The sequence below is a fragment of the Hafnia alvei genome (genome assembly GCF_964063325.1).
Classification (GTDB): domain Bacteria; phylum Pseudomonadota; class Gammaproteobacteria; order Enterobacterales; family Enterobacteriaceae; genus Hafnia; species Hafnia alvei_B.
Genome location: NZ_OZ061315.1, coordinates 3,245,368 through 3,266,859, shown reverse-complemented (window position 1 = coordinate 3,266,859; position 21,492 = coordinate 3,245,368). Strand labels below are relative to the sequence as shown.

The 21,492-nt window shown below is 46.0% G+C and carries 13 protein-coding genes and 4 pseudogenes; 8 read left to right on the top strand and 9 right to left on the bottom strand.

Going from position 1 to position 21,492, the window contains the following annotated elements; translation table 11 throughout:
• Positions 1 to 412: 412 nt before the first annotated feature.
• The 3 genes from AB3Y96_RS15560 to AB3Y96_RS15550 all read left to right on the top strand — a co-directional run bounded on the left by AB3Y96_RS15560 (position 413) and on the right by AB3Y96_RS15550 (position 1,425).
• On the top strand, positions 413 to 613 hold the full coding sequence (locus AB3Y96_RS15560) for a hypothetical protein (protein WP_367299635.1): 201 nt from the start codon (positions 413 to 415) through the stop codon (positions 611 to 613).
• A 98-nt stretch (positions 614 to 711) separates the two neighbouring features.
• Positions 712 to 1,242 (top strand): hypothetical protein, encoded by a 531-nt coding sequence (locus tag AB3Y96_RS15555; RefSeq protein WP_367299634.1) that lies wholly within the window; start codon positions 712 to 714, stop codon positions 1,240 to 1,242.
• 45 nt (positions 1,243 to 1,287) lie between these two features.
• Positions 1,288 to 1,425: a hypothetical protein gene (locus tag AB3Y96_RS15550; protein ID WP_168780214.1), complete on the top strand. Its 138-nt coding sequence runs from the start codon at positions 1,288 to 1,290 to the stop codon at positions 1,423 to 1,425.
• On the opposite strand, the gene AB3Y96_RS15545 is transcribed toward AB3Y96_RS15550, so the two are convergent.
• Positions 1,400 to 2,577, bottom strand: a protein-coding gene (locus tag AB3Y96_RS15545; RefSeq protein WP_168780213.1) for an IS3 family transposase whose coding sequence is annotated in 2 segments (ribosomal slippage) — positions 1,400 to 2,319 and positions 2,319 to 2,577 — 1,179 coding nt in all. Because the reading frame shifts where the segments join, the coding sequence is not laid out codon by codon here. The genes AB3Y96_RS15550 and AB3Y96_RS15545 overlap by 26 nt on opposite strands.
• Before the next feature lie 586 nt (positions 2,578 to 3,163).
• Here AB3Y96_RS15545 and AB3Y96_RS15540 point away from each other — a divergent pair.
• Positions 3,164 to 3,394 (top strand): hypothetical protein, encoded by a 231-nt coding sequence (locus AB3Y96_RS15540; RefSeq protein ID WP_072310285.1) that lies wholly within the window; start codon positions 3,164 to 3,166, stop codon positions 3,392 to 3,394.
• Positions 3,395 to 3,574: 180 nt separating this feature from the next.
• Here the strand turns inward: AB3Y96_RS15540 and AB3Y96_RS15535 are convergent.
• Together AB3Y96_RS15535 and AB3Y96_RS15530 are read right to left on the bottom strand one after the other, a co-directional pair.
• Positions 3,575 to 3,887: pseudogene (locus tag AB3Y96_RS15535) on the bottom strand (Tn3 family transposase); the annotation flags it as partial.
• Between the two features lie 108 nt (positions 3,888 to 3,995).
• Positions 3,996 to 4,685, bottom strand: a complete 690-nt coding sequence (locus AB3Y96_RS15530) for a type IV toxin-antitoxin system AbiEi family antitoxin domain-containing protein (protein WP_247650358.1) — start codon at positions 4,683 to 4,685, stop codon at positions 3,996 to 3,998.
• On the opposite strand from AB3Y96_RS15530, the gene AB3Y96_RS15525 reads away from it, so the two are divergent.
• Positions 4,630 to 4,974: a hypothetical protein gene (locus AB3Y96_RS15525; RefSeq protein ID WP_247650359.1), complete on the top strand. Its 345-nt coding sequence runs from the start codon at positions 4,630 to 4,632 to the stop codon at positions 4,972 to 4,974. The two genes, AB3Y96_RS15530 and AB3Y96_RS15525, sit on opposite strands and share 56 nt — an antisense overlap.
• Positions 4,975 to 5,141: 167 nt before the next feature.
• On the opposite strand, the gene AB3Y96_RS15520 is transcribed toward AB3Y96_RS15525, so the two are convergent.
• The 4 genes and pseudogenes from AB3Y96_RS15520 to AB3Y96_RS15505 form a co-directional block, all read right to left on the bottom strand.
• On the bottom strand, positions 5,142 to 5,558 hold the full coding sequence (locus AB3Y96_RS15520; RefSeq protein WP_168780312.1) for an FxLYD domain-containing protein: 417 nt from the start codon (positions 5,556 to 5,558) through the stop codon (positions 5,142 to 5,144).
• A gap of 170 nt (positions 5,559 to 5,728) precedes the next feature.
• Entirely contained in the window at positions 5,729 to 12,271 is a 6,543-nt protein-coding gene (locus AB3Y96_RS15515) for an inverse autotransporter beta domain-containing protein (protein ID WP_367299633.1), read from the bottom strand.
• A gap of 1,301 nt (positions 12,272 to 13,572) precedes the next feature.
• Positions 13,573 to 14,839, bottom strand: a pseudogene (gene dbpA, locus AB3Y96_RS15510) (ATP-dependent RNA helicase DbpA).
• A 2-nt stretch (positions 14,840 to 14,841) separates the two neighbouring features.
• Positions 14,842 to 16,213 (bottom strand): annotated as a pseudogene (locus tag AB3Y96_RS15505) (class I SAM-dependent DNA methyltransferase); the annotation flags it as partial.
• A 599-nt stretch (positions 16,214 to 16,812) separates the two neighbouring features.
• Here AB3Y96_RS15505 and AB3Y96_RS15500 point away from each other — a divergent pair.
• A complete protein-coding gene (locus AB3Y96_RS15500; protein ID WP_072310606.1) occupies positions 16,813 to 17,670 on the top strand; it encodes an SIS domain-containing protein in 858 nt (285 codons plus the stop codon).
• Positions 17,671 to 17,723: 53 nt separating this feature from the next.
• Here AB3Y96_RS15500 and AB3Y96_RS15495 read toward each other — a convergent pair whose 3' ends face one another.
• Positions 17,724 to 18,755: an OmpG family monomeric porin gene (locus AB3Y96_RS15495; RefSeq protein WP_072310607.1), complete on the bottom strand. Its 1,032-nt coding sequence runs from the start codon at positions 18,753 to 18,755 to the stop codon at positions 17,724 to 17,726.
• Between the two features lie 114 nt (positions 18,756 to 18,869).
• On the bottom strand, positions 18,870 to 20,771 hold the full coding sequence (locus AB3Y96_RS15490; RefSeq protein WP_072310608.1) for a glycoside hydrolase family 3 protein: 1,902 nt from the start codon (positions 20,769 to 20,771) through the stop codon (positions 18,870 to 18,872).
• Between the two features lie 262 nt (positions 20,772 to 21,033).
• Here AB3Y96_RS15490 and AB3Y96_RS15485 point away from each other — a divergent pair.
• Positions 21,034 to 21,293, top strand: a pseudogene (locus AB3Y96_RS15485) (IS21 family transposase); the annotation flags it as partial.
• Positions 21,270 to 21,479: a DeoR family transcriptional regulator gene (locus AB3Y96_RS15480; protein ID WP_348770991.1), complete on the top strand. Its 210-nt coding sequence runs from the start codon at positions 21,270 to 21,272 to the stop codon at positions 21,477 to 21,479. The pseudogene AB3Y96_RS15485 and the gene AB3Y96_RS15480, both read left to right, overlap by 24 nt.
• Positions 21,480 to 21,492 lie beyond the last annotated feature (13 nt).

Sequence of the window (21,492 nt, the reverse complement as noted above, 5' to 3'; positions counted from 1 at the left end):
CGTCCCTAATAACAAGGGTTGTTATTGGTGCATTCGGGGTTACATTTGACCGTGGATTGGATCTTGGGCAGCAATCTGAAAATTATATTAGTGGATTGTTTCAAGATATAGAGAAAAACGCTTCTCCACTATCGATAACGATGAAAAAATAGCTACTGGAAAGTATTGGATTACAAGGGGGTTCCTGCAAATTACTTATCACCAGGTTTGATTTATGACAAAAATCATCAAACGATAAATAAAGCGATGGTTTAAGTTCAATAAAATTTGAAGCATGGGATAAGGGTGATTTGTCTTATTTTTTTTGATTATTTTGGTGAGCTACATGAAATTGTCCATGACAGTGATTCGTTAGACTCCTATTCCGTATATTCAATAATAGATTATGGCCTGCATGAGCCTGGTATTAAATGTGTCTGCGTTGATTTCAAAAGTGGATCCAATGGGGGTCATGTCAAAAGAAGAACGCTGTGGACTAGACTTAAAAGGAACCGAGCATCTTTTATTTTCTGACGATGAAGGCGATGCCATCGTTAACAGTATTATTGAAAAAACAATGGCATTAATACGTCATATCTTATTGAAGGAAAGGTCAAATATCTTCCGATTATGATGTTTCAAAAAAATATCAGTATGTGTATAAGTTACCAGGAAGTGCCGCAGTCACTGTTTCCACGCGCAACCCATCGTTGTTAGCGGTGCAGTTATCCCGTGGCTGCACAAATAGTGCAGCCAAATGGCTCAACTGAACTGACCCGTTTCTATGCTAGCCATGTTATTGACGTGCTGGCGCAGCATGCACACAGCGACTGGCATGCCTTTCTGTTCAATGGCATCACACAGTGGTGGTTCCCAGGCGAAATACAGTGGCAGCCACTTGCCATCATGCCCTCTGAAGTAGAAATGCCCACCGCTCACATTATCCGGCTTGATAAAGCCGCCTGGCAGCAGATTGCCGATAAACCCGAGGTGACCAGTATCCTGAAAGAATGGCAGAAGATGCCAACCAGTAGGGGATTTCCGCCGTGTGCTCAGCGATTGATGGTGATCAAAGCGCTGAATAAAAGTAAAGAAGCGGGGTTGTTCTCTCAGGCCGATCAGAAAGTTTTCACGCTTTATTACCTCAATGGTGGGAAGCAAACGCTGGAATCGGCCCCTGTAAGAGCTGCATTTCCGGATGTGGTCAATGGGACACGGTCGCTGGCAGAGGTATTAGTTCACCTTGCGAATACACAGTACTGAAAATATGAACAGTCGATGGTTTTTGGATTGATCAGGAAATGAATAATGGGATTTTTTAAGTCTTACGACAACGTTGATAATGCCGTTAATCGAGCCTATGGCCGCTGGGCAAAATGGATTTGGGGCAGTTTGCTGGCACTCATACTCGCTGAAGTGGTCAACAAAAACTGGCCACAGTTTTAGAGTTTTTCCAGAACAATCGCTCTGATTCATTGGGTGTTAAGCCACCGTTATATTGGTGGGGTCTGAGCTGGCTGTAATAACCAATGATGTAATTCGTTATTGATCTATTTGCTTCGCTAAAATTAGCGTATCCACAGTTCGGGACCCATTCTGATTTCAGGCTGCGGAAAAATCGTTCCATTGGGCTGTTGTCCCAGCAGTTCCCTCGTCGACTCATGCTTTGCTTTATACGATAACGCCACAATAACCGTCTGAATTCCCTGCTGGTATAGTGACTTCCCTGGTCAGAATGATACATAACGTCAGCCGGTTTTCCCCTGGTTTCCCAGGCCATCGTTAATGCTTTTCCTGTCAGAACTGAGTCCGGAGAAAACGACATCGCCCAGCCTATTGGCTTGCGAGAAAATAAATCCAGAACAACCGCCAGATAAGCCCAGCGTTTGCCCGTCCAGATGTAGGTCACGTCGCCGCACCAGGTCTGATTAGGTTCCGTTACTGCAAACTGGCGATCCAGATGATTAGGGATATCCACATGCTCTTTTGTGGCTTTTTTGTAGCGATGCTCCGGTTGCTGGCAACTAATAATATTCAGCTCTTTCATTATCTTACTGGCCCGCCAGCGACTCAACGGAACACCTTTTGCGCTGACCATATCGGCAATGCTCCGGGCCCCCGCAGAGCCATTACTGGCATGATGAACTTCACGAACTAGGCTAAGTATAACGATGTGTTTTGCATCAGGTTTCTGCGGTCGGCTTAGCCAGTACCGATAGCTACTGCGATGGATCCCGAACACATTGCAAATAAAGGCAACAGGAAACCGCGTCCTGAGTTTCTCAACTAACGAGAATTGTTCAGGGAGTCTGACATCAAGAGCGCGGTAGCCTTTTTTAATATATCGTTTTCCATTTCAACACGTTGTAGTCGTTTTTCTAATTCACGAATGCGAAGTTGCTCAGGCGTCATCGGAGAGGCCTTTGGGGATTTCCCTGCGCGTTCTTCTTTAAGCTGGCGAACCCATTTATCCATCGTGGATTTACCGACATTCATTGCTGTTGCAGCGGCGGCAACGCTGTAGTGCTGATCGAGTACAAGCTGGGCAGCTTCGAGGCGAAACTCGGGGCTAAAATTGCGTCTGTTACGTCCGGTCATAATGTCACCTGTTTTGACTATGAGGCGATGATATCACCTCTATTCAGGTGGCCAGATTTAGTATTCCACTTCAAGTCCGACGTTACGCCGCTCACGCCGTAGATGTGCGACTGTTCAGCTTCAACACAACAGAGATAATTATGCCTCCCGGAAATTTAGGAGGTTCCGGCGTACAACCCCATCTTGTTAACCGAGGAAAACATTATCTAGTAGCGATGATGAGAACAATATAGCAGTTGTGATTTTTTTATATTTACCCATAATGATATTATAAGTGAATATATAATGTACTTAACCTTGGTATTAATAATATGAAACATAGAGAAATAAAAGCTAACACTTTAATCAGTTTTTTAACAAGAATGCTGAACAATGTTGATGACTCTAACCGTGGAAAACTTTTTTCATTAGGTTCACTATCATCAATAAAAAGTAAACAAGATGTTTTTCAGTTATCTGATTTATATCGAAAAAAACACCTGATTGCAAACAGGATATGTAGTTGCGAGTATAATTCAGAATACGGTTTATATACAATTGTAAATAATAAAAGAATAGCAATGAGTTTATTTTTGGAGACTATTTAATGGATATTAAAATGAATGACTACAAGCGGTTAGTAGATGATGAAAAAGAAAGGTTGATGGATTTCGATACTTTGAAAATTAACTTTGCAGGAAGTGTTGAAGAAGTTTTAAAAGAAAAAATAAAGCATATAAGATCGCAGGATGATATAGTTGTTGATGCATATATAAAACACCATAGATTAACTCCTGATATAGAGCTTGTTGTTTTAAAAATAAAAAAACAAAAATAATTTAGTATTATACTAACTATCTTCTAAAGTCGCCATTAGGCGGCTTTTTTATGTGCTACGTAGGGGGCTGAAGCTCAATTGTACGAAAACGTACGCTTTTAACAATGCTTTTACAACCATTACAACAGATAATTATAAAGGCTATTCATCGCTCTCTTCCCGTAAATCTACCAATGCGGCCTGCACATAAATGGTATTCCAGAGCACGATAGCATTAGTTGCCAGGCCCAGAGCGCCCAGAGCGCCCAGTTGCTCCTCTTGCCCATTCTGATAGCGTTTTCTGAGCTCGCTTTTTTGCCCATGACAAATAGCTCTGGCGACAGTATGTCTGCCTTCTCACCGGTTAAGTTGGGTCATAATGAATAAGACATCGGTAACCTTTATTATCAATATAATTTAGTAGATATAATGTCTTATTTATTTTCCTTGCTTTGATAATTGCCCGTGTTAATCCTGAAGGGCGATTGCTGCTCAGTAATGAACTAACAAATTGATAGTAGTTCCCCCTTTGGGGGCGAAACATTCGTGCTGTGAAACAAAAGGAATAATTCGCAGTGGAAGTTGCACTTGTCGGTAGTAGTGGTTTGTCTGTTCATGTTCTTTACATCTCCTTAGGTACTGTTATTTGCCTGATTGGCTCTAGTGTGCCATCTTTAGCGAACGGTCGTTTACTAGTACCCAGTTCATACTGATCTGGTGTCAGGTGCTTGAGCCAAGCGTATCGATGTCTTCCTGCCATCCAGAGAAAGAGTCGCTTGGCTTTAATACTGTTACAGGCTTTCAGCAAGGCATTCTGCTTGCGAGGTGATGGGTTGTGTAGTCCTTGCATAAGCTGGTCGGCATGTTCAAAGCTGATAGTATTGGGTACTGCCGCCAAGAGCTCCAAGATGGTTTTCTCTGGACAGGAATAATGCAATGGAGGGAGTGATGCCTGGCAGATATATTGCCTGAGATACTGGTTGTCTTGCATTTGCGTCTCAGACCACAAGCGAGGAGTGCCACGCCACTCAAATTGTACAGGAGCATCGATTCTAACCTGCCATCGAGGGAACGTGGCTGTGGAATAAAGGTAAAGTCTTGTAGATAGGTAATGACGAAGTCCTTCGAGCTCTAACGCGGTAAAACCACCAATATGGACGGGAGCATTGGACATACGTTGCAATGAGGTAACGATTCCTTTCCAGAACATTGCTTCTTTCCTAATGTAAACACCAGCTACGAGAGGGAGCAGCGTTTTGTTACGTACCACATTGTCCAGAAAATGCAGATTGAGTCTTATGCCTCCAGCCATGATTTGGTGGCGACCATATCCAAGAGCAGCATCTTATATCACCGCTGTCTTGCTTCAGCATGCAGCATGGCTGGCCTCATTTTTTTTCAAACTTTTTATTTCACAGTTGAATAATTTAATTGTCTTGGGGGAAGCTGTGCACTCTAAAAATGAACTTATAGAAGGCGTACTACGCTGGATTGATGATAATATTGAAAAACGACTTAAAACTAAAGATGTTGCGAAGAAGTCTGGCTACTCTTTTCAATATTATCTCATCCACTCATTGTTATATACCTATCAGTTATGACAGCATTCACACCTTCTTTCCATAAGTGAAAATTTAATAGTTAATCTTGCTGAAAATTACTTTTTTAGCATTAACAAATTACTCCCATTAATAATCTTAAGTGATTCTATATATTCAATATAGTGTAATTATCCCTTATAAGAATAACATTGCAATTCAATTAGCTATTATTTTCGTTTTATCTTGCAGATCTTCATAAATTCACTATCTCGGCTTTTAATTACCTCAGCCGTTTTATCATCAACATCGACGGGAACCCCCACATCATTCCAAGCCGATACACTTAAAATGCGGTATGAGGATAATATGCCCTTAACGGGGATCCTAAATTCCAACGAGCCATTGGCTTTTATTGATCCAAGATTTGCTACTTTCGCACCGCTTGGCACACAATTTTTATCAATTGTGATATAAGTCACCGCGCTATATGGCAACGTTTCTGAGCTGTTATTTTCCATAGTTCCGCCAATTTCATAATGCCCATTGGCACCGAGTCCCATATGAAAGGCTAGATTAACATCGGATTGGGCAAAGCACGAGAAATGAGCTGCCATAAACAGGAACGAAATAATTTTATTTTTCACACTAACACTCATTTCTGAATCATTTAACACCTACTTATTTAAGTGGTGTAATAAAAAATTTCGATTAGGCCATTTTTTCATAGCCCTCCCAAGCAATTTTGTACATCAGCATAGGGAGGGCCACTCTTTAGGCATTACTTTGATTTAAAACAGACTAGAATGAAGTTATCTTATTTCAACACAATAATATATTGAACCCCATTAACATACGCATCACCATGTGCCTTGTATCCTTGTAGTCTGTAGTTATCTGGTATCTGGTAAACATTTTCGATATTTTCAATAACGTTCTCTGCACGACCGCAAGTTTTGGTTGAGCCATTTTTATAAGTAAATACAATCTTTCCAACAATATATTTATTATCCCACTTACCTGTAGTTGTCGTAATTTTTGTTACATTATCTGTACTATCGATAATTTCTCGTGCTCCACCTGTTCCTCCAATAGAGCCCATGCCATCGACTATTTCACCACATTGCATTTCAATACTGTAGTCTGGAGGAGTCACCACAACAGTAGCATTGTTTGTACCACTAGTCCCATATAGGGATGAATATTCTAGTGGAGCCACAGTTAGATCTGACGAGACATTGAAAGGCTCGGAATTATATGTGCCAACAGCTGTAATTACTGTACTTCCCTCAGTTTTAGCGCTAACTAGCCCTGATGAATCAATTGTCGCAACATTATTTTTACTAGAGGACCATGTAATAGCACTGTTAGGTACATTCACTTGTTCCCCATATGCAGTAGCAGTTAACGAATACTGATATTGCAGTGTTTCACCAATAGTTCTGCTACTAGGATTTACAGTAAATTTATATCGTTCTACCACCGTACCATCTTTACCACCATTGGTGTTATTACCATCGCCAGCTTGAGCCGTATTAATAGTTTTAGCATTACCAGCTATGCCTGCACCATTTTTAGCCCGCACCGACATTTCTAACACCTGACCCGCATCGCTGCTGTCGATGGTGTAGCTTGGCACTACGCCGCTTTGGCTGATTGCTTTGCCTTCACCGCTTTCCACTACGCTTGCCGTTGAGCCTTTGGCGCCCCACTGATACTCGGAAGTATCCGTTGGGTTACCGGTCTTGGCATCAAAGGTGTAGCTGCCGCTCAGCGCTTCGCCGACCGCCAACTTACCGCTAATCGCCACGTCACTGATGCTTGGCGCTGCGGTTTCATCAACGATCGCACCACCTTCACCACCGCCCTCGGTGTTATTGCCGCCGCCTGTTTGTGCGGTGTTCACCGTGGCGCTGTTGCCATACACATCGGCAGCGTTTTTAGCTCGCACTGAGACTTCCAGCACCTGACCCGCATCGCTACTTTGTAAGGTGTAGCTCGGTACCACGCCGCTTTGGCTAATCGCTTTACCCTGACCGTTTTCGACTGCGTTAGCGGTCGTGCCTTCCACGCCCCATTGGTACTCAGACGTGTCTGCAGGATTGCCGGTCTTAGCATCAAAGGTGTAGCTGCCGCTCAGTGCTTCACCCACCGCCAATTTACCGCTGATAGCCACATTGCTGATGCTTGGCGCTGCCGTTTCATCAACGATCGCACCTTCTTCGCTACCGCCCTCGGTGTTGTTGCCGCCACCTGTTTGCGCGGTGTCTACCGTAGCGCTGTTACCGTACACATCAGCCCCGTTTTTAGCCCGTACGGACATCTCCAACACCTGACCCGCATCGCTGCTGTCGATGGTGTAGCTTGGCACCACGCCGCTTTGGCTGATTGCTTTGCCTTCACCGCTTTCCACTACGCTTGCGGTTGAGCCTTTGGCGCCCCATTGATACTCGGAAGTATCGGCTGGGTTGCCGGTCTGAGCATCAAAGGTGTAGCTGCCGCTCAGTGCTTCGCCAACCGCCAGCTTGCCGCTGATAGCCACGCTGCTGATGCTTGGCGCTGCCGTTTCATCAACGATCGCACCACCTTCGCCACCGCCCTCGGTGTTGTTGCCGCCACCCGTTTGCGCGGTGTCTACCGTGGCGCTGTTACCGTACACATCGGCAGCGTTTTTAGCCCGTACTGAGACTTCCAGCACCTGACCCGCATCGCTGCTGTCGATGGTGTAGCTTGGCACTACGCCGCTTTGGCTAATCGCTTTGCCCTCACCGTTTTCCACTACGCTTACGGTTGAGCCTTTGGCGCCCCATTGATACTCGGACGTATCGGCTGGGTTACCGGTCTTGGCATCAAAGGTGTAGCTGCCGCTCAGCGCTTCACCCACCGCCAGCTTGCCGCTGATAGCCACGTTGCTGATGCTTGGTGCAGCCTGCTCATCGGTGATATTACCGTTACCGTCGCCGCCTTCGGTGTTATTGCCGCCGCCAGTCTGCGCGGTGTCTACCGTGGCGCTGTTACCGTACACATCGGCAGCGTTTTTAGCTCGCACAGAAACTTCCAACACCTGACCCACATCGCTGCTGTCGATGGTGTAGCTTGGCACTACGCCGCTTTGGCTGATTGCGCTGCCGTTGCCGTTTTCCACTACGCTTGCGGTTGAGCCTTTGGCGCCCCACTGATACTCGGAAGTATCCGTTGGGTTACCGGTCTTGGCATCAAAGTCATAGCTGCCGCTCAGCGCTTCGCCCACCGCCAGCTTTCCGCTGATAGCCACGTTGCTGATGCTTGGTGCAGCCTGCTCATCGGTGATATTACCGTTACCGTCGCCGCCTTCGGTGTTATTGCCGCCGCCCGTCTGCGCGGTGTCTACCGTGGCGCTGTTGCCATACACATCGGCAGCGTTTTTAGCTCGGACGGAAACTTCCAACACCTGACCCACATCGCTGCTGTCGATGGTGTAGCTTGGCACTACGCCGCTTTGGCTGATTACTTTGCCTTCACCGCTTTCCACTACGCTTGCGGTTGAGCCTTTGGCGCCCCACTGATACTCGGAAGTATCCGTTGGGTTACCGGTCTTGGCATCAAAGTCATAGCTGCCGCTCAGCGCTTCGCCCACCGCCAGCTTTCCGCTGATAGCCACGTTGCTGATGCTTGGTGCAGCCTGCTCATCGGTGATACTGCCGTTACCGTCGCCGCCTTCGGTGTTATTGCCGCCACCTGTTTGCGCGGTGTCTACCGTGGCGCTGTTGCCATACACATCGGCAGCGTTTTTAGCCCGCACAGATACTTCCAGCACCTGACCTACATCGCTGCTGTCGATGGTGTAGCTTGGCACTACGCCGCTTTGGCTGATTGCTTTGCCTTCACCGCTTTCCACTACGCTCGCCGTTGAGCCTTTCGCGCCCCATTGATACTCGGAAGTATCCGTTGGGTTACCGGTCTTGGCATCAAAGGTGTAGCTGCCGCTCAGCGCTTCGCCCACCGCCAGCTTGCCGCTGATAGCCACGTTGCTGATGCTTGGTGCAGCCTGCTCATCGGTGATATTACCGTTACCGTCGCCGCCTTCGGTGTTATTGCCGCCGCCAGTCTGCGCGGTGTCTACCGTGGCGCTGTTACCGTACACATCGGCAGCGTTTTTAGCCCGCACAGAAACTTCCAACACCTGACCCACATCGCTGCTGTCGATGGTGTAGCTTGGCACTACGCCGCTTTGGCTGATTGCGCTGCCGTTGCCGTTTTCCACTACGCTTGCGGTTGAGCCTTTGGCGCCCCACTGATACTCGGAAGTATCCGTTGGGTTACCGGTCTTGGCATCAAAGGTGTAGCTGCCGCTCAGCGCTTCACCCACCGCCAGCTTGCCGCTGATAGCCACGTTGCTGATGCTTGGTGCAGCCTGCTCATCGGTGATATTACCGTTACCGTCGCCGCCCTCGGTGTTGTTGCCGCCGCCTGTTTGTGCGGTGGTCACCGTCGCGCTGTTGCCATACACATCGGCAGCGTTTTTAGCCCGCACAGAAACTTCCAACACCTGACCCGCATCGCTGCTTTGTAAGGTGTAGCTTGGCACTACGCCGCTTTGGCTAATCGCTTTGCCGTTGCCGTTTTCTACTGCGTTGGCGGTTGAGCCTTTGGCGCCCCATTGATACTCGGAAGTATCGGTTGAGTTACCCGTGTTGGCCGCAAAGGTGTAGCTGCCGCTCAGTGCTTCACCGACCGCCAGCTTACCGCTGATAGCCACGTTGCTGATGGTTGGCGCTACAGTTTCATCAACAATCACGCCGCCTTCACCACCGCCCTCGGTGTTGTTGCCGCCGCCAGTTTGCGCGGTGGTCACCGTCGCGCTGTTGCCATACACATCGGCAGCGTTTTTAGCCCGCACAGAAACTTCCAACACCTGACCCGCATCGCTGCTGTCGATGGTGTAGCTTGGCACTACGCCGCTTTGGCTAATCGCTTTGCCGTTGCCGTTTTCTACTGCGTTGGCGGTTGAGCCCTTGGCGCCCCATTGATACTCGGAAGTATCGGTTGAGTTACCCGTGTTGGCCGCAAAGGTGTAGCTGCCGCTCAGTGCTTCGCCGACCGCCAGCTTACCGCTGATAGCCACGTTGCTGATGGTTGGCGCTACAGTTTCATCCACAATCACGCCGCCTTCACCACCACCTTCGGTGTTGTTGCCGTTATCGCCCGGAGCCGTGGTGACCGTCAGCGTATTCCCTAAGGTTTCCACCCCGTTACGCGCCTGAACCGACAGCTCTTTTACCTGCCCAACATCGCTGGCGACCAGCGTATAGCCCGGCACGCTACCTGAAGTAACGATGGTCTCAGCGCCATTCAGCCCTGTGGTTTGCCCTTTATTGCCCCATTGGTAAAGAGAGGCATCTTGTGCATTGCCGCTGTTGCTATCGAACTGATAATGACCCGATAGCTGCTCGCCTAACGCCAGCTTGCCGCTCATGGTTAAACCGCTGATCACCGGAGCTCTGCCGACATACAGCGTCGCTGACGCAAGTTTGGCATTATGGATTTCAGGCGTAATTTTATATTCACCCATATTTTCGCCCGCCGTCACGGTGGCGCTATAGGTGCCCATACGGGTCATGTCTTCGCTGAAAGCACTCACCGTGGCATCTGGCTGACCGCGACCCACGGGACTTAGCGTGGTTTTGATGTCATCGGCGATACCACTGACGAGGTGATTGTTCGCATCACGCAATACCAGCGTCAATCTAGCCGTAGAGGTACCATCGTTCGGTAGCTGTAGCTCCATCGGGGTAAGCGTACTATTAAGAATGCTCACCGCCGCTGATGACACGATCACCAAGCTTTCTGCCTTAGGCGATGCATTGCCGGATTTATCGTAGGCAACGCCGCTCACCACATAGCTGTTGTTGGTATCGTTGCCGTATTGATATTCAGGAATGATCACGTTGAACTGCTGTTCAGAAACCTGAACAATCTGCCCACCCTGACTCAGCAGTTCTGGCGCGGTCCACTCAATACGCTCAACGCCGTTGGTGCTGTTGACCGACACGCCCAGCGATTTACTTTCACCGCTGTAGCCGCTGATTTGCGAAGCTAACCGGAGGCTGATGCTCTCTTTTTTGCGGTATTCCAACACGATGTTGTTGTTACGTTCGACAAAGTCGTAACGATTCGCGGCCAAGCTGCGGCTCGCCGCCAACAGGCTGCTATCCAACTGCTGACCTAACGGTGCGCCAAACACATAGTTCAGATCGATGCCAAAGCGGGTGTCGTTTTGATTGCTTTTACCCATGCGGTGGTCGACGTTGAACTTCATCAGCGGGAAAGGCGAATAGTTAACGCCAGCCGTCACCGCTACCGGATCTTTTTGCTGATTATCTTTACCAAACAGCCCGACGCGGTCGCCGTAATACTGCTCATACACCAGCTTGCCGCCGATCCCCGGATAGGCAGGTAAATAGCCTTCGGTACGAATATCCCACCCGTTGGCTGGGCGTTCTTCGTAGTTATCGAAGTCCGGTGAGTTTTTCCAGTTGGTCAAACGCATGTAGGCGTTGGCGGCCACTTTGAGGAAATCGCGCTGATATTCGGCACCAAGGCCTAAACGCGAGTGACTGCGTGACCAGTCGTGGTCGAAGAAGGTGTTGGCGCCCAGCAAATAGGTGCCTTCAAAATAGCGGTAGCCCAACCCCAGATTGGACTGGTTGCGGCTGTCGGTATGATGCACCGAACCTTGAGTAAACACCTGATGGGCGTTGTTTTCCCACAGCGGATACAGCACATCCAGCTCAGAGTTTTTTAGTGAGAAATCACGGTCGGCATCCAATTTTACCCGCGCTTTTCCCTTACCGTTCAGCCAACTGGCCACTTCTTGATTCGCTTTGCTGTTCGCTGCACCCAACGCTTGGCCGCGCGCCAAATCTTTCGCGCTGTCGCTGTTGGGATTGTTTTGTAAAAAGTGACCGGCCTGCTGGGCACGCTGAGCTAGTGCTGCGCTGTCATCACTGCCAGCATCAGTGGCGATGCTTTTGGATTGGACGGGAACGTCGATCTCATCCCCAGCGCGCACTGATTCAAAGCCGTGGGCAAAGGTTCGATATTGATTCAGCTTTTTAAGCTGTGCCACGGTGAGCTGATATTTTTCTGCTATCTGAGCAATCGTATCCCCCGGTTGTAACACGTAGGGAATAGTTGTCACTGGGGCGCTGGTCGTGAGGAATTTTTTGTCTTCTGTTTCAGCTCTTGCGACCATTACCGGAGTAAATGACAGGGCCAAGGGGAATACGACCTGCATACCGATATTCAGGTGTGCAATGGCGCGGATATATCTTTTACCTATTTTTATTTCACTGGCAGATGGGGGTTTGCTTTTATTCATATATAACTCAAGAAAATTAACAATAAACGGCTAATATTGATTGGCTTTCTAACTTGATGGGGAACGTGACTAGAATAATTATCCCCATGACTAAATCGACCTACAAATCATATAATTAAACGTAAGTTAAACATCCTTTCCTCGTTGTATTAGATGATATTTCACATACAGAAAATCCCAACGCAATACAGGTTGTTAATACATATATGCGCATTAGGATTGTTTAAACATTGGATTGCACAAGTACGTGCAGTTTATGCTTCCCATTAGAATGCAACTTGGCCAACGCCAGCAACACAATAATTGAGGGATGTATGTCTTAGCTGTTCAGTCGTTGAATTCCATTTCAGCGGGCTGCCATCCTAGCGATAAATACACAATCACATAGATAAAAGAGGTACAAAATGGCTATCAGCACCCGCTTTACGACCATTTAGTAACCACCATGCTAGCGGTGGATTTGAATCATTATAATGATTTTTTTGTTATTTAGATCTTATTATCTGCAAAAATACAAAAAACGGTATTAAATTCTAATTAATTGTTTTTTATTCAAAACGGAAGAATATTATGTGAAAAAATAAGTAAGTCGGGGATTATTTATAGCGAATTTATTTTTAACAAGAATTGTTTAATCTGCGTTTAGATTTTAATAATCTATTTTTATATATTAATTCATGATTTGCTTAAATAACAAAAGTACAATAACTAAAACCTATTCATTTAGCTTTCATTTAAATAAATATAATTAAAAACACTGGAAGTGATATTTAAAATACACATTCATTTCCAGTAACAGACTAGAAACATTTATAGAGAGATTTAAAAGTGATATTTATTAAGCATGTTTAATGATTTTCTTAATAGTTACGTCTTGTTTGAAATTCTTCAGACAAGATAAAACGCAATATTCCGCATAATAAAGCTAGGTTTATTATATGTATATAGGACAAAAGCCGCATTGATGTAGCCACTAACCTACAGACATAGGATCGCTGACATTATTTTCCGTAATGATCGTCATCAGCAGTGAGTTGAGAGAGTCCTCATTATCATCCTGATAATTTTTATTTTACTTTTATGTAAAAAGAAATGTATTTCTATTTTTGTTACGGACATTTTTAAATTGCCGCAGTTATCAGCGCGCAATTATTTTCGAGAGTGACAGAAAAATGGTTATCGGTTTAATTTAATAAAACCTGAAATTATCACCAGAGTGATATTGACTGAGTTGAAGAGATAAAAAGAGGATATTCGCCTCCCTCATCAGATAAGGGAGGCGAGAAAGGAGAATTGGCGGATTACTTGTAAATACGAACCTTGCAGTTTTTCCCTTTAATCTTGCCTTCCTGAAGCTGCTTATAGGCTTTCTTAGCTGATGCTTTGCGAATAGCTACGTAGGCATGAATCGGGAACATATCGATTTTACCCACGTCGGCGGCGGTAAGGCCTGCGTCACCGGTCAATGCACCCAGAATATCGCCAGGGCGGATCTTGGCCTTGCGGCCACCGTCGATGCACAGCGTCACCATTTCAGCTTCCAATGGCTGCATCGGTGATGCCATCATTTTATCCGCAGACAACCAAGTCGATTTCAGGCCGATATAATCTTCCAGCGCATGAGCACGCACCATTTCTGATGGTGCCACAAAGCTCACGGCTAGGCCTTTCTGGCCTGCACGCGCGGTACGGCCAATACGGTGGACGTGAACTTCAGGATCGAAAGAAAGCTCGTAGTTCACGACCATTTCCAGCTCTTTGATATCTAACCCACGCGCGGCGACGTCGGTTGCCACCAACACACGGCAACTGCGATTAGAGAACGCACCAGCACCTGATCGCGTTCACGTTGTTCTAAATCACCGTGCAGAGCCAGTACGCTAATATTCTGCCCAGACAACGCCTCGTAGACGTCTTGGCAATCACGTTTGGTATTACAGAACACCACGCATGATGCCGGTTGCAGATTGCTCAGCAGCGCTTGGAGCAACGCTAATTTCTCACCGCGTGAGGTTTCATAAAACTGTTGTTCGATATCTGGCAGCGCAGAAACATCGCCGGTTTCAATATTCACAGGCTCACGCTGAATACGCGCGCTGATGCGTTCAATCCCCTGCGGATAGGTTGCAGAGAACAGCAGGGTTTGACGTGAAGTTGGGGTGTAGCTGATCACATCGTCGATGGCATCGGCAAAGCCCATATCCAACATGCGGTCGGCTTCATCCAACACCAGCACTTTCATCGCATCCAAACTAACGCTTTTCTTGCGCAAATGTTCCTGAATACGGCCCGGTGTACCTACCACAATATGTGGCGCATGTACCAATGAATCCAGCTGATGGCTGATTGGCTGGCCGCCACACTGTGTCAAAATTTTGATGTTCTGGTGAAACGCGCTAAACGACGCAGCTCTTTGCTGACCTGATCCGCCAGCTCACGCGTTGGGCATAGCACAGCGCCTGAGTCGTCGTCAATCTGCTGTAGCAGACCGATACCAAAAGCGGCTGTTTTACCGCTGCCGGTTTTGGCCTGCGCCCGAACGTCACACCCTTCTAAAATGGCAGGCAATGCAGCGGGCGTTCAATGGCCAGGCGACGGTAGCCAAAATCGGTGCTGTTAAAGATTTTGCTGGCGAAAGTTTTCGGCGCTTCGGTTTTAGCGGTAGCAGATTGGCGGCCACGGTTAGATTTTTGCTCAGGTGCTTTCTCAAGCCCCAACTCTTCAAGAGAGGTGGCATTTCAACGGCAAACTCACCAAAGGTGCGGGTGATAAGCTTGATGTCGTCTTCGCCCATCAGGTTACGCTTGGAACCTAACGATTTGCGCATCTTGCCGCACAGGTTGGTGCCATCAATCAGTTGGACTTTGCCTTTGCGCTCCGGCGCTTTTTTATTCGATAGGGCCCATACATAGGTGGCAATGCCGGTGCTGTAGAACATGTCGGTCGGCAGCGCAACGATGCCTTCCAGCAAATCGGCTTCCAGAATATAACGGCGGATTTCGCTTTCACCACTTCCCGCCCCGCCGGTAAACAGCGGTGAACCGTTGAGGATGATCCCGATACGTCCGCCGTTGTTCACCAAACCATCGGCGTTACGGCTATCGCGCATTTTGCTTATCAGGTGCAATAGGAACAGCAGCGAGCCGTCAGAGACACGCGGCAGACCGGGGCCAAAACGCCCGTTGAACCCTTTTTGCAGATGTTCGTCGTTAATCTCGCCTTCAATCTTTTTCCAGTCCACACCAAACGGGGGGTTAGACAGCATATAGTCGAACTGGTCCTGCGGGAGCTGATCGTTGGAAAGCGTATTCCCAAGCTTGATGTGGCTGACGTCTTGCCCTTTGATCAACATGTCGGCTTTACAGATGGCGTAAGACTCTGGGTTTAGCTCTTGGCCGAAGGCACGCATCACCGCATTTGGATTAAGTTCGTGCACATATTCCATGCCGGATGAGAGAAAGCCCCCGTACCCGCCGTTGGGTCGTAAATGGTGCGAATAATGCCGTCTTTCGACAATGCATCATTATCTTCCATAAACACCAGCGAAGTGGTTAAGCGCACGATATCACGTGGGGTAAAGTGCTCCCCTGCCGTCTCATTTGAGCTCTCCGCAAAACGACGGATCAGCTCTTCAAACACCAACCCCATTTCATGATTAGAAATGGCCTTTGGGCTCAGGTCGGTGGTGGCAAATTTCTTAACGATTTTGAACAGCAGGTTGGCATCATCTAACAGACCAACAAACTCACTAAATTTGAAATGCTCAAAGATTTCTCGCGCATCCTTTGAAAAATACTGAAAGTAGTTCTCAAGGTTCGCCTTGATGTCATTCTGCCCAATTTTACCGAGATCCATCGGTGAGGTATTAAAGAACGACAAGCCTTTAGTGGCACGTAACAGAAACTTCTCTCGCCCTTCTTCCGGCAACGGACTGGCCTTCATCCTCGGCAGGGAGGCGCGGTAAATATAACCAAGCTGAAAAGTCCGGCAGAATATATGACAGCGATAGCTGGTGTGCCTTCTTCTCCGGTTTCGTATGTTTTGACAGGCTCAGCTTTCCCATAGAACCAACCCTTGATTGCAACCACAGTCATCAGAATCACCACCGAAAATTGGGCATACTACATGAGCGTCAACTCTATGAATGCATGTCTTGTTTACTCACTGGCAGGACTGCGACTTTCAGTGATCATTTTCTTCGAGTTAATTTGCGTTATGCTTAATCTGTCAAAGTAATTTGCTGGTGATAAGACGTTCAATTTTACCACTAGCTAGTGGTAAAATCACGTTAAACGATTTATTATCCGCATTTAAACGCGAATAAAAAACTATAAAATCAGCAGGTTAATACAATTATACTAAGTGGGGTAACTTTGGAATAAATTATTTTTATCACCCTACGTTCTCGATTAATACCTTGTGATGATACTGACAGCGGGGAATCAGCGTGAAAAAGAAAATATTGTTCTGTCTCCCATGTATCGCTCTACAGGCCATTGCCGCTATGATAGGAACTCTTGTTATTTTCAGGGTTAACACTGATGCGTATTTTACAACTTATTTCGCTGAATAAAGAACAACTTACACCGGGTGAACGAACGATCGCCGACTATCTATTAGCGCATCCAGAAATATTAAAGCAATGCTCGTCACAAGAAATTGCCAGTCAGTTACACATAAGCCAGTCCAGTATTGTAAAATTTGCCAAGAAATTAAACTTCAGAGGTTTTACTGACCTTAAGATGGCTTTAATCGAAGAGTGGGGACAGCTTAATAAGCAAATTAATAGCGCTGACCAGCACTTGCACAGTAGTATCACTATTTATGATAGTCCGACCATCATTGCTGAAAAACTCTGCCTTGAAAAACAAGAAGCACTACGAGATTCAACCGATAATGTTAATTTCTCCCAGCTAGAAAAAATCATTTCGTTAATAAAATTCGCTCGCCGTATCCAAATTACCGGTATTGGTGGTTCAGCTCTGGCTGCTAAAGATCTCGCTTATAAATTGATGAAAATTGGTTATCCGGTAATGAATGAACTGGACGGCCACGTACAAATAACAGTGGCTCAGTCTTTAGCCCCGGGAGATATTCAGATCGCTATTTCCTACTCGGGGTCACTCAAAGAAATATTGCTGGCCGCGCAAGTTGCCAAAAATAACGGCGCACAACTAGTTGCTGTCACCTCACTGCAGGAAAGTCCGTTACGAAAAATAGCGGATTACACTCTGGATACTCTGGCTGGAGAAACACGATGGCGCAGTTCGTCTATATCAGCACGAACCGCTCAGAATACTATTACTGACTTACTGTTTGTTTGTCTGTTGCAAGAAGAGAATGAAAGAAGTCAGCGTTATATTAACCGAAGTAAAGAAATAATAGATAAATTAAAATAAAGCCAGAGGCACTTTCCTCTGGGTAATTTTTGTATTATTACACAACCCGATAACTACCAGATGTGACGTATGCCAATTGAGTAGAGGCGGAAGTCCTGGGTATTATCATCCCCGTACGTCAGGTGAACCAGCTGGCTGTTCTTTGAATGTTGCCATGTTGTCTGTTCCCACGCCAGATTCGTCCACAGGGTTGTTTTAGGTGTTAGGTTGTAGTTTACAATCAGTCCCAAGCGCAACCCGCCATTATCTGCACGGTTTGTGGTGACTCCCGTCGCAGGGTCATAATTCTTTTCATTGAGGAAATAGCGGAAATAAGGCTGAATATCCCACTGCTCGTTAATCTTGGTGGGGAAATAACCACGGATCTGATTCTGTTCCCAGGTTTTATCGCCATGGCTGTTCCAAGTCCAGTCAGTGTAATACATCAGTTTAGCCAGCATTTTATCGTTGATTCGATACTGGAAACCATGCTCACTTTCCCATTCCCAGTCATTGTAGCCCGGACCGGAGAAAGCATTATCGTAGTAATAACCGGCATCCCAGAAAACGAATGCAAATTTTTCGCTAAAGTTATAACTACCGCCAGGGATCAGCCAATAAGAGTGGTAAGAGTTTTTTGCTGGCATGCCATTTTTTACATCATTTGATTCTTTACGATAAACGAAACTAAGATTCAGAGTGGCGTCCTGATTTTTAATCAAATTTCGGTTAGCTTGTAATTGTAAACGGTTACGATTATAGGAAGTCTGTTCTGAGTGAAAATTGGTCGTGTAGTTACGCATGGAGACTTTATACTCCATAAAATAACTCCACGTGGAGTCCACTGGCTGAATAGCTACTTGAACTACCGGGCTAATTTTATCAAAGATTTTCTTGTTGTTAATTGTATAGCCTTTAAATTCTTCTATTTCCAAAAATGTATTACTGGAAATATTAAATTTAGATTCTTCGGTAAGTTTTTTATTAGATTGCTGGGCTGCTAGCTCTGTCGCTGCCTCTTCAAGAGGATCATCAATTACCGCCTGACTCGTGGAGGATAAACCAGTCAATATTAGAAATAAATATGTTTTTTTTGCATAATTCATAGGGGATCTACCAATTTTAATTAATCTCTTTTAAAGAGATGTTATATTTTTTATGAAACTATCCGTAGGAGGGCCATAAGAACTATGGCCATTTATTAAATTATCCACAAGACATTAATATGTCAGGCCATGACCTAGTGGATACATAACGTTGTTATTGGCGTCTTTAATTTCCACAGGCAGTTTACCTGTAGGGTTATTAAAGGTTACATCCTGGGTATTTTTAAACAGGCTTCTAACACCTGCTTTAATATTTGCCTCTAAAGAGTTACGGCCCGCATTGGTAATATCAAAGCCGGTAATGCCGTAGATTGCAATGTTCGCCTTCACATTCTTCAATGCCGAAATATCGTATGGGTTCCGGGAAGAGATAACGACGACAGGTTTTTTATATTTAGCTGCCAGGCTGATAATGGATTGCGCTGCATTATCTTGTGCTTTCAAATTGTAAGTCACGAGGATAATAAAATCTGAGTGTGTAATTTGCTTATTCACGTCTTGCGGTAAGGTTTGACCCTCCAGGTCAACATCAATGCCAGTAGCTGAGATAGTCTTATCTTGCAACTCGCTACTGATTTTATTTAACTCACTTTTAATCAATTCATTACGCGCTTTTTCGTCAGAAATAACTAGAATGTTATTCTGTTTTTTAAGCAAAAAAGGTAAAACACCTTTATTTTTAATTAAGGTAACTGATTTCTCAGCAACTTTGCGTTCGTAGTTTTTATGCTCTGCTGAAGCCACAACAGATAAAGCATGTGCTCCGGTATACATCGGCTGCGGTAACAGTTTGTTATCCAATTTGTATTCAACAACTCGCAGCGCGGACTCGTTGATACGCTTCATTAGCTCTGGGTTCACCTGACTTTTTTTCTCAATATACTGGTACAGACTGGCAAGTTTATCCATGCTTTGCTTATCCCAGATATGGACTGGCATAACAGCAACATCCACACCTGCTAAGTACGCCTGCTCGACCGCTTCATTGGAGCCAAAGTTATCGGCAACAGCGCCCATATCTAACGCATCAGTAAAGATCAGGCCTTTATAATGGAGTTCATTACGCAAAATATCGGTGAGGATCTTTTTCGATAAGGTCGCAGGTAGACCCATTTCCTTGCCATCATGCTTGGAAATCACTTTGGTGTTATCTAGCACAGGCACCACGATATGTCCGGTCATAATAGCCTTAATACCGTTATCAATTGCATATTTGAACGGAACTAAATCATTCTGTCGCCATTCTTGTTCAGAATACGGCACAACAGGCAGGCCAACATGTGAGTCGGTCTCAACATTGCCGTGACCAGGAAAGTGTTTGATGGTTGCAATAACGTGATTTTTCTGTAAACCGGCAATGTAAGCGCTAGCCATACCATTAATCAGATCGGTATCGCTACTGAATGAACGAACACCTATCACTGGATTGTTTTGATTCACATTGACATCAACAGACGGGGCGAAATTAATATTCACGCCTAGCGCGGAAAGTTCAGAACCGTGAATTTCACCTGAAACCTGTGCCATAGATATATCACGAGTTGCCGCTAATGCCATATTGCCTGGCATCTCGGTACCTTCACGTAAGCGTGTGACATAGCCGCCTTCCTGATCGGTTCCGATAAGCAGAGGTAAACGATAACGCGCACCCTGAATATCTTCGATCAATTTATAAGACTGGGTGGTAGTCACGAAGTTTTCGCGAAACAGGATAATACCACCGAGTCGATAGTCATAAATCATATGCGCCAGCGCTTCAGGCAAGGCATGAACGCTGGTTTCTTCTTTTCGCTCCCCAGCATATCCCTGCGGATTTTCGTCCCACTGACGAATATCCAGCATCAGCATCTGACCAATTTTTTCTTTAGTCGTCATTTGTGAAAGAATGAGTTCTGCACTTTTATGTGGGTCTTTCCACAAACCTTCTAGCTGAACATCAGTGAGAGGTTGTTGTGCAACATGGCTGACACAACCTGCAAGTAATACACTAAACGTTATGGCGACTATTTTTTTCATTTCGACCCTTTTGTTACTCGGAATACAACGTTAAAGTTGAAGGAATTTTTTATTTCATTAATTATCAACTAAAGGAATTAATTATTCCTAGGTATTGGTCACAATTTTGATTTTTGTAATCTCAATCGTTGAATTAACAGATAGTATGCGTCTGTTTTGTGGCAGACAGATATGACTTTTTCTTACTATATATGATTGATTTTAATGGTGTGTTTTCGAATTGGTGCGCTGAGTGCCGAGGGGGCAAGGGGCGGTTCTATGGGAAAGTTGGATCATGGCCCGTATCATGCTTGAAACCTTCTACAGCCTCGCGTCACTTAATCAACGCATCCGGGAACTAATGGAAAGACTGAATAGCAAAGTAATGCAAAAGCTGGGTTGTTCGCGGGCCAGCCTCTTCATCCATCTTGATAAACCAGAGCTGAATCACTACCAGATGCTAGTTATAGCTGTACCCAGGCAAAAAAGTCAGAGTCCATGCTGAATTACCATGTGGAGATCGACAAACATCACTACTCGGTTCAATCAACGGGGAGCAGGTCAGGCCTGATACTGACACGCCTCAATAATGGGGAGTCACTGACCGTCAGGGGCCTTGCTGACGAATTTAACGTCTGCAAAAAAACTATACGGCGTGATCTGACTGAGCGCCTTGCTCACCTGAACTTGCTCCGACATGGCAAGCAGTACTGGATCGCGTCACGCTAAAGTCCATGCAGCG

Excerpts from the sequence above, each read along its gene's own strand:
- AB3Y96_RS15550 (WP_168780214.1), top strand. The coding sequence starts at position 1,288 with ATGGGATTTTTTAAGTCTTACGACAACGTTGATAATGCCGTTAATCGA.
- AB3Y96_RS15540 (WP_072310285.1), top strand. The coding sequence starts at position 3,164 with ATGGATATTAAAATGAATGACTACAAGCGGTTAGTAGATGATGAAAAA.
- AB3Y96_RS15530 (WP_247650358.1), bottom strand. The coding sequence starts at position 4,685 with ATGGCTGGAGGCATAAGACTCAATCTGCATTTTCTGGACAATGTGGTA.
- AB3Y96_RS15515 (WP_367299633.1), bottom strand. The coding sequence starts at position 12,271 with ATGAATAAAAGCAAACCCCCATCTGCCAGTGAAATAAAAATAGGTAAA.
- AB3Y96_RS15500 (WP_072310606.1), top strand. The coding sequence starts at position 16,813 with ATGCGTATTTTACAACTTATTTCGCTGAATAAAGAACAACTTACACCG.
- AB3Y96_RS15495 (WP_072310607.1), bottom strand. The coding sequence starts at position 18,755 with ATGAATTATGCAAAAAAAACATATTTATTTCTAATATTGACTGGTTTA.
- AB3Y96_RS15490 (WP_072310608.1), bottom strand. The coding sequence starts at position 20,771 with ATGAAAAAAATAGTCGCCATAACGTTTAGTGTATTACTTGCAGGTTGT.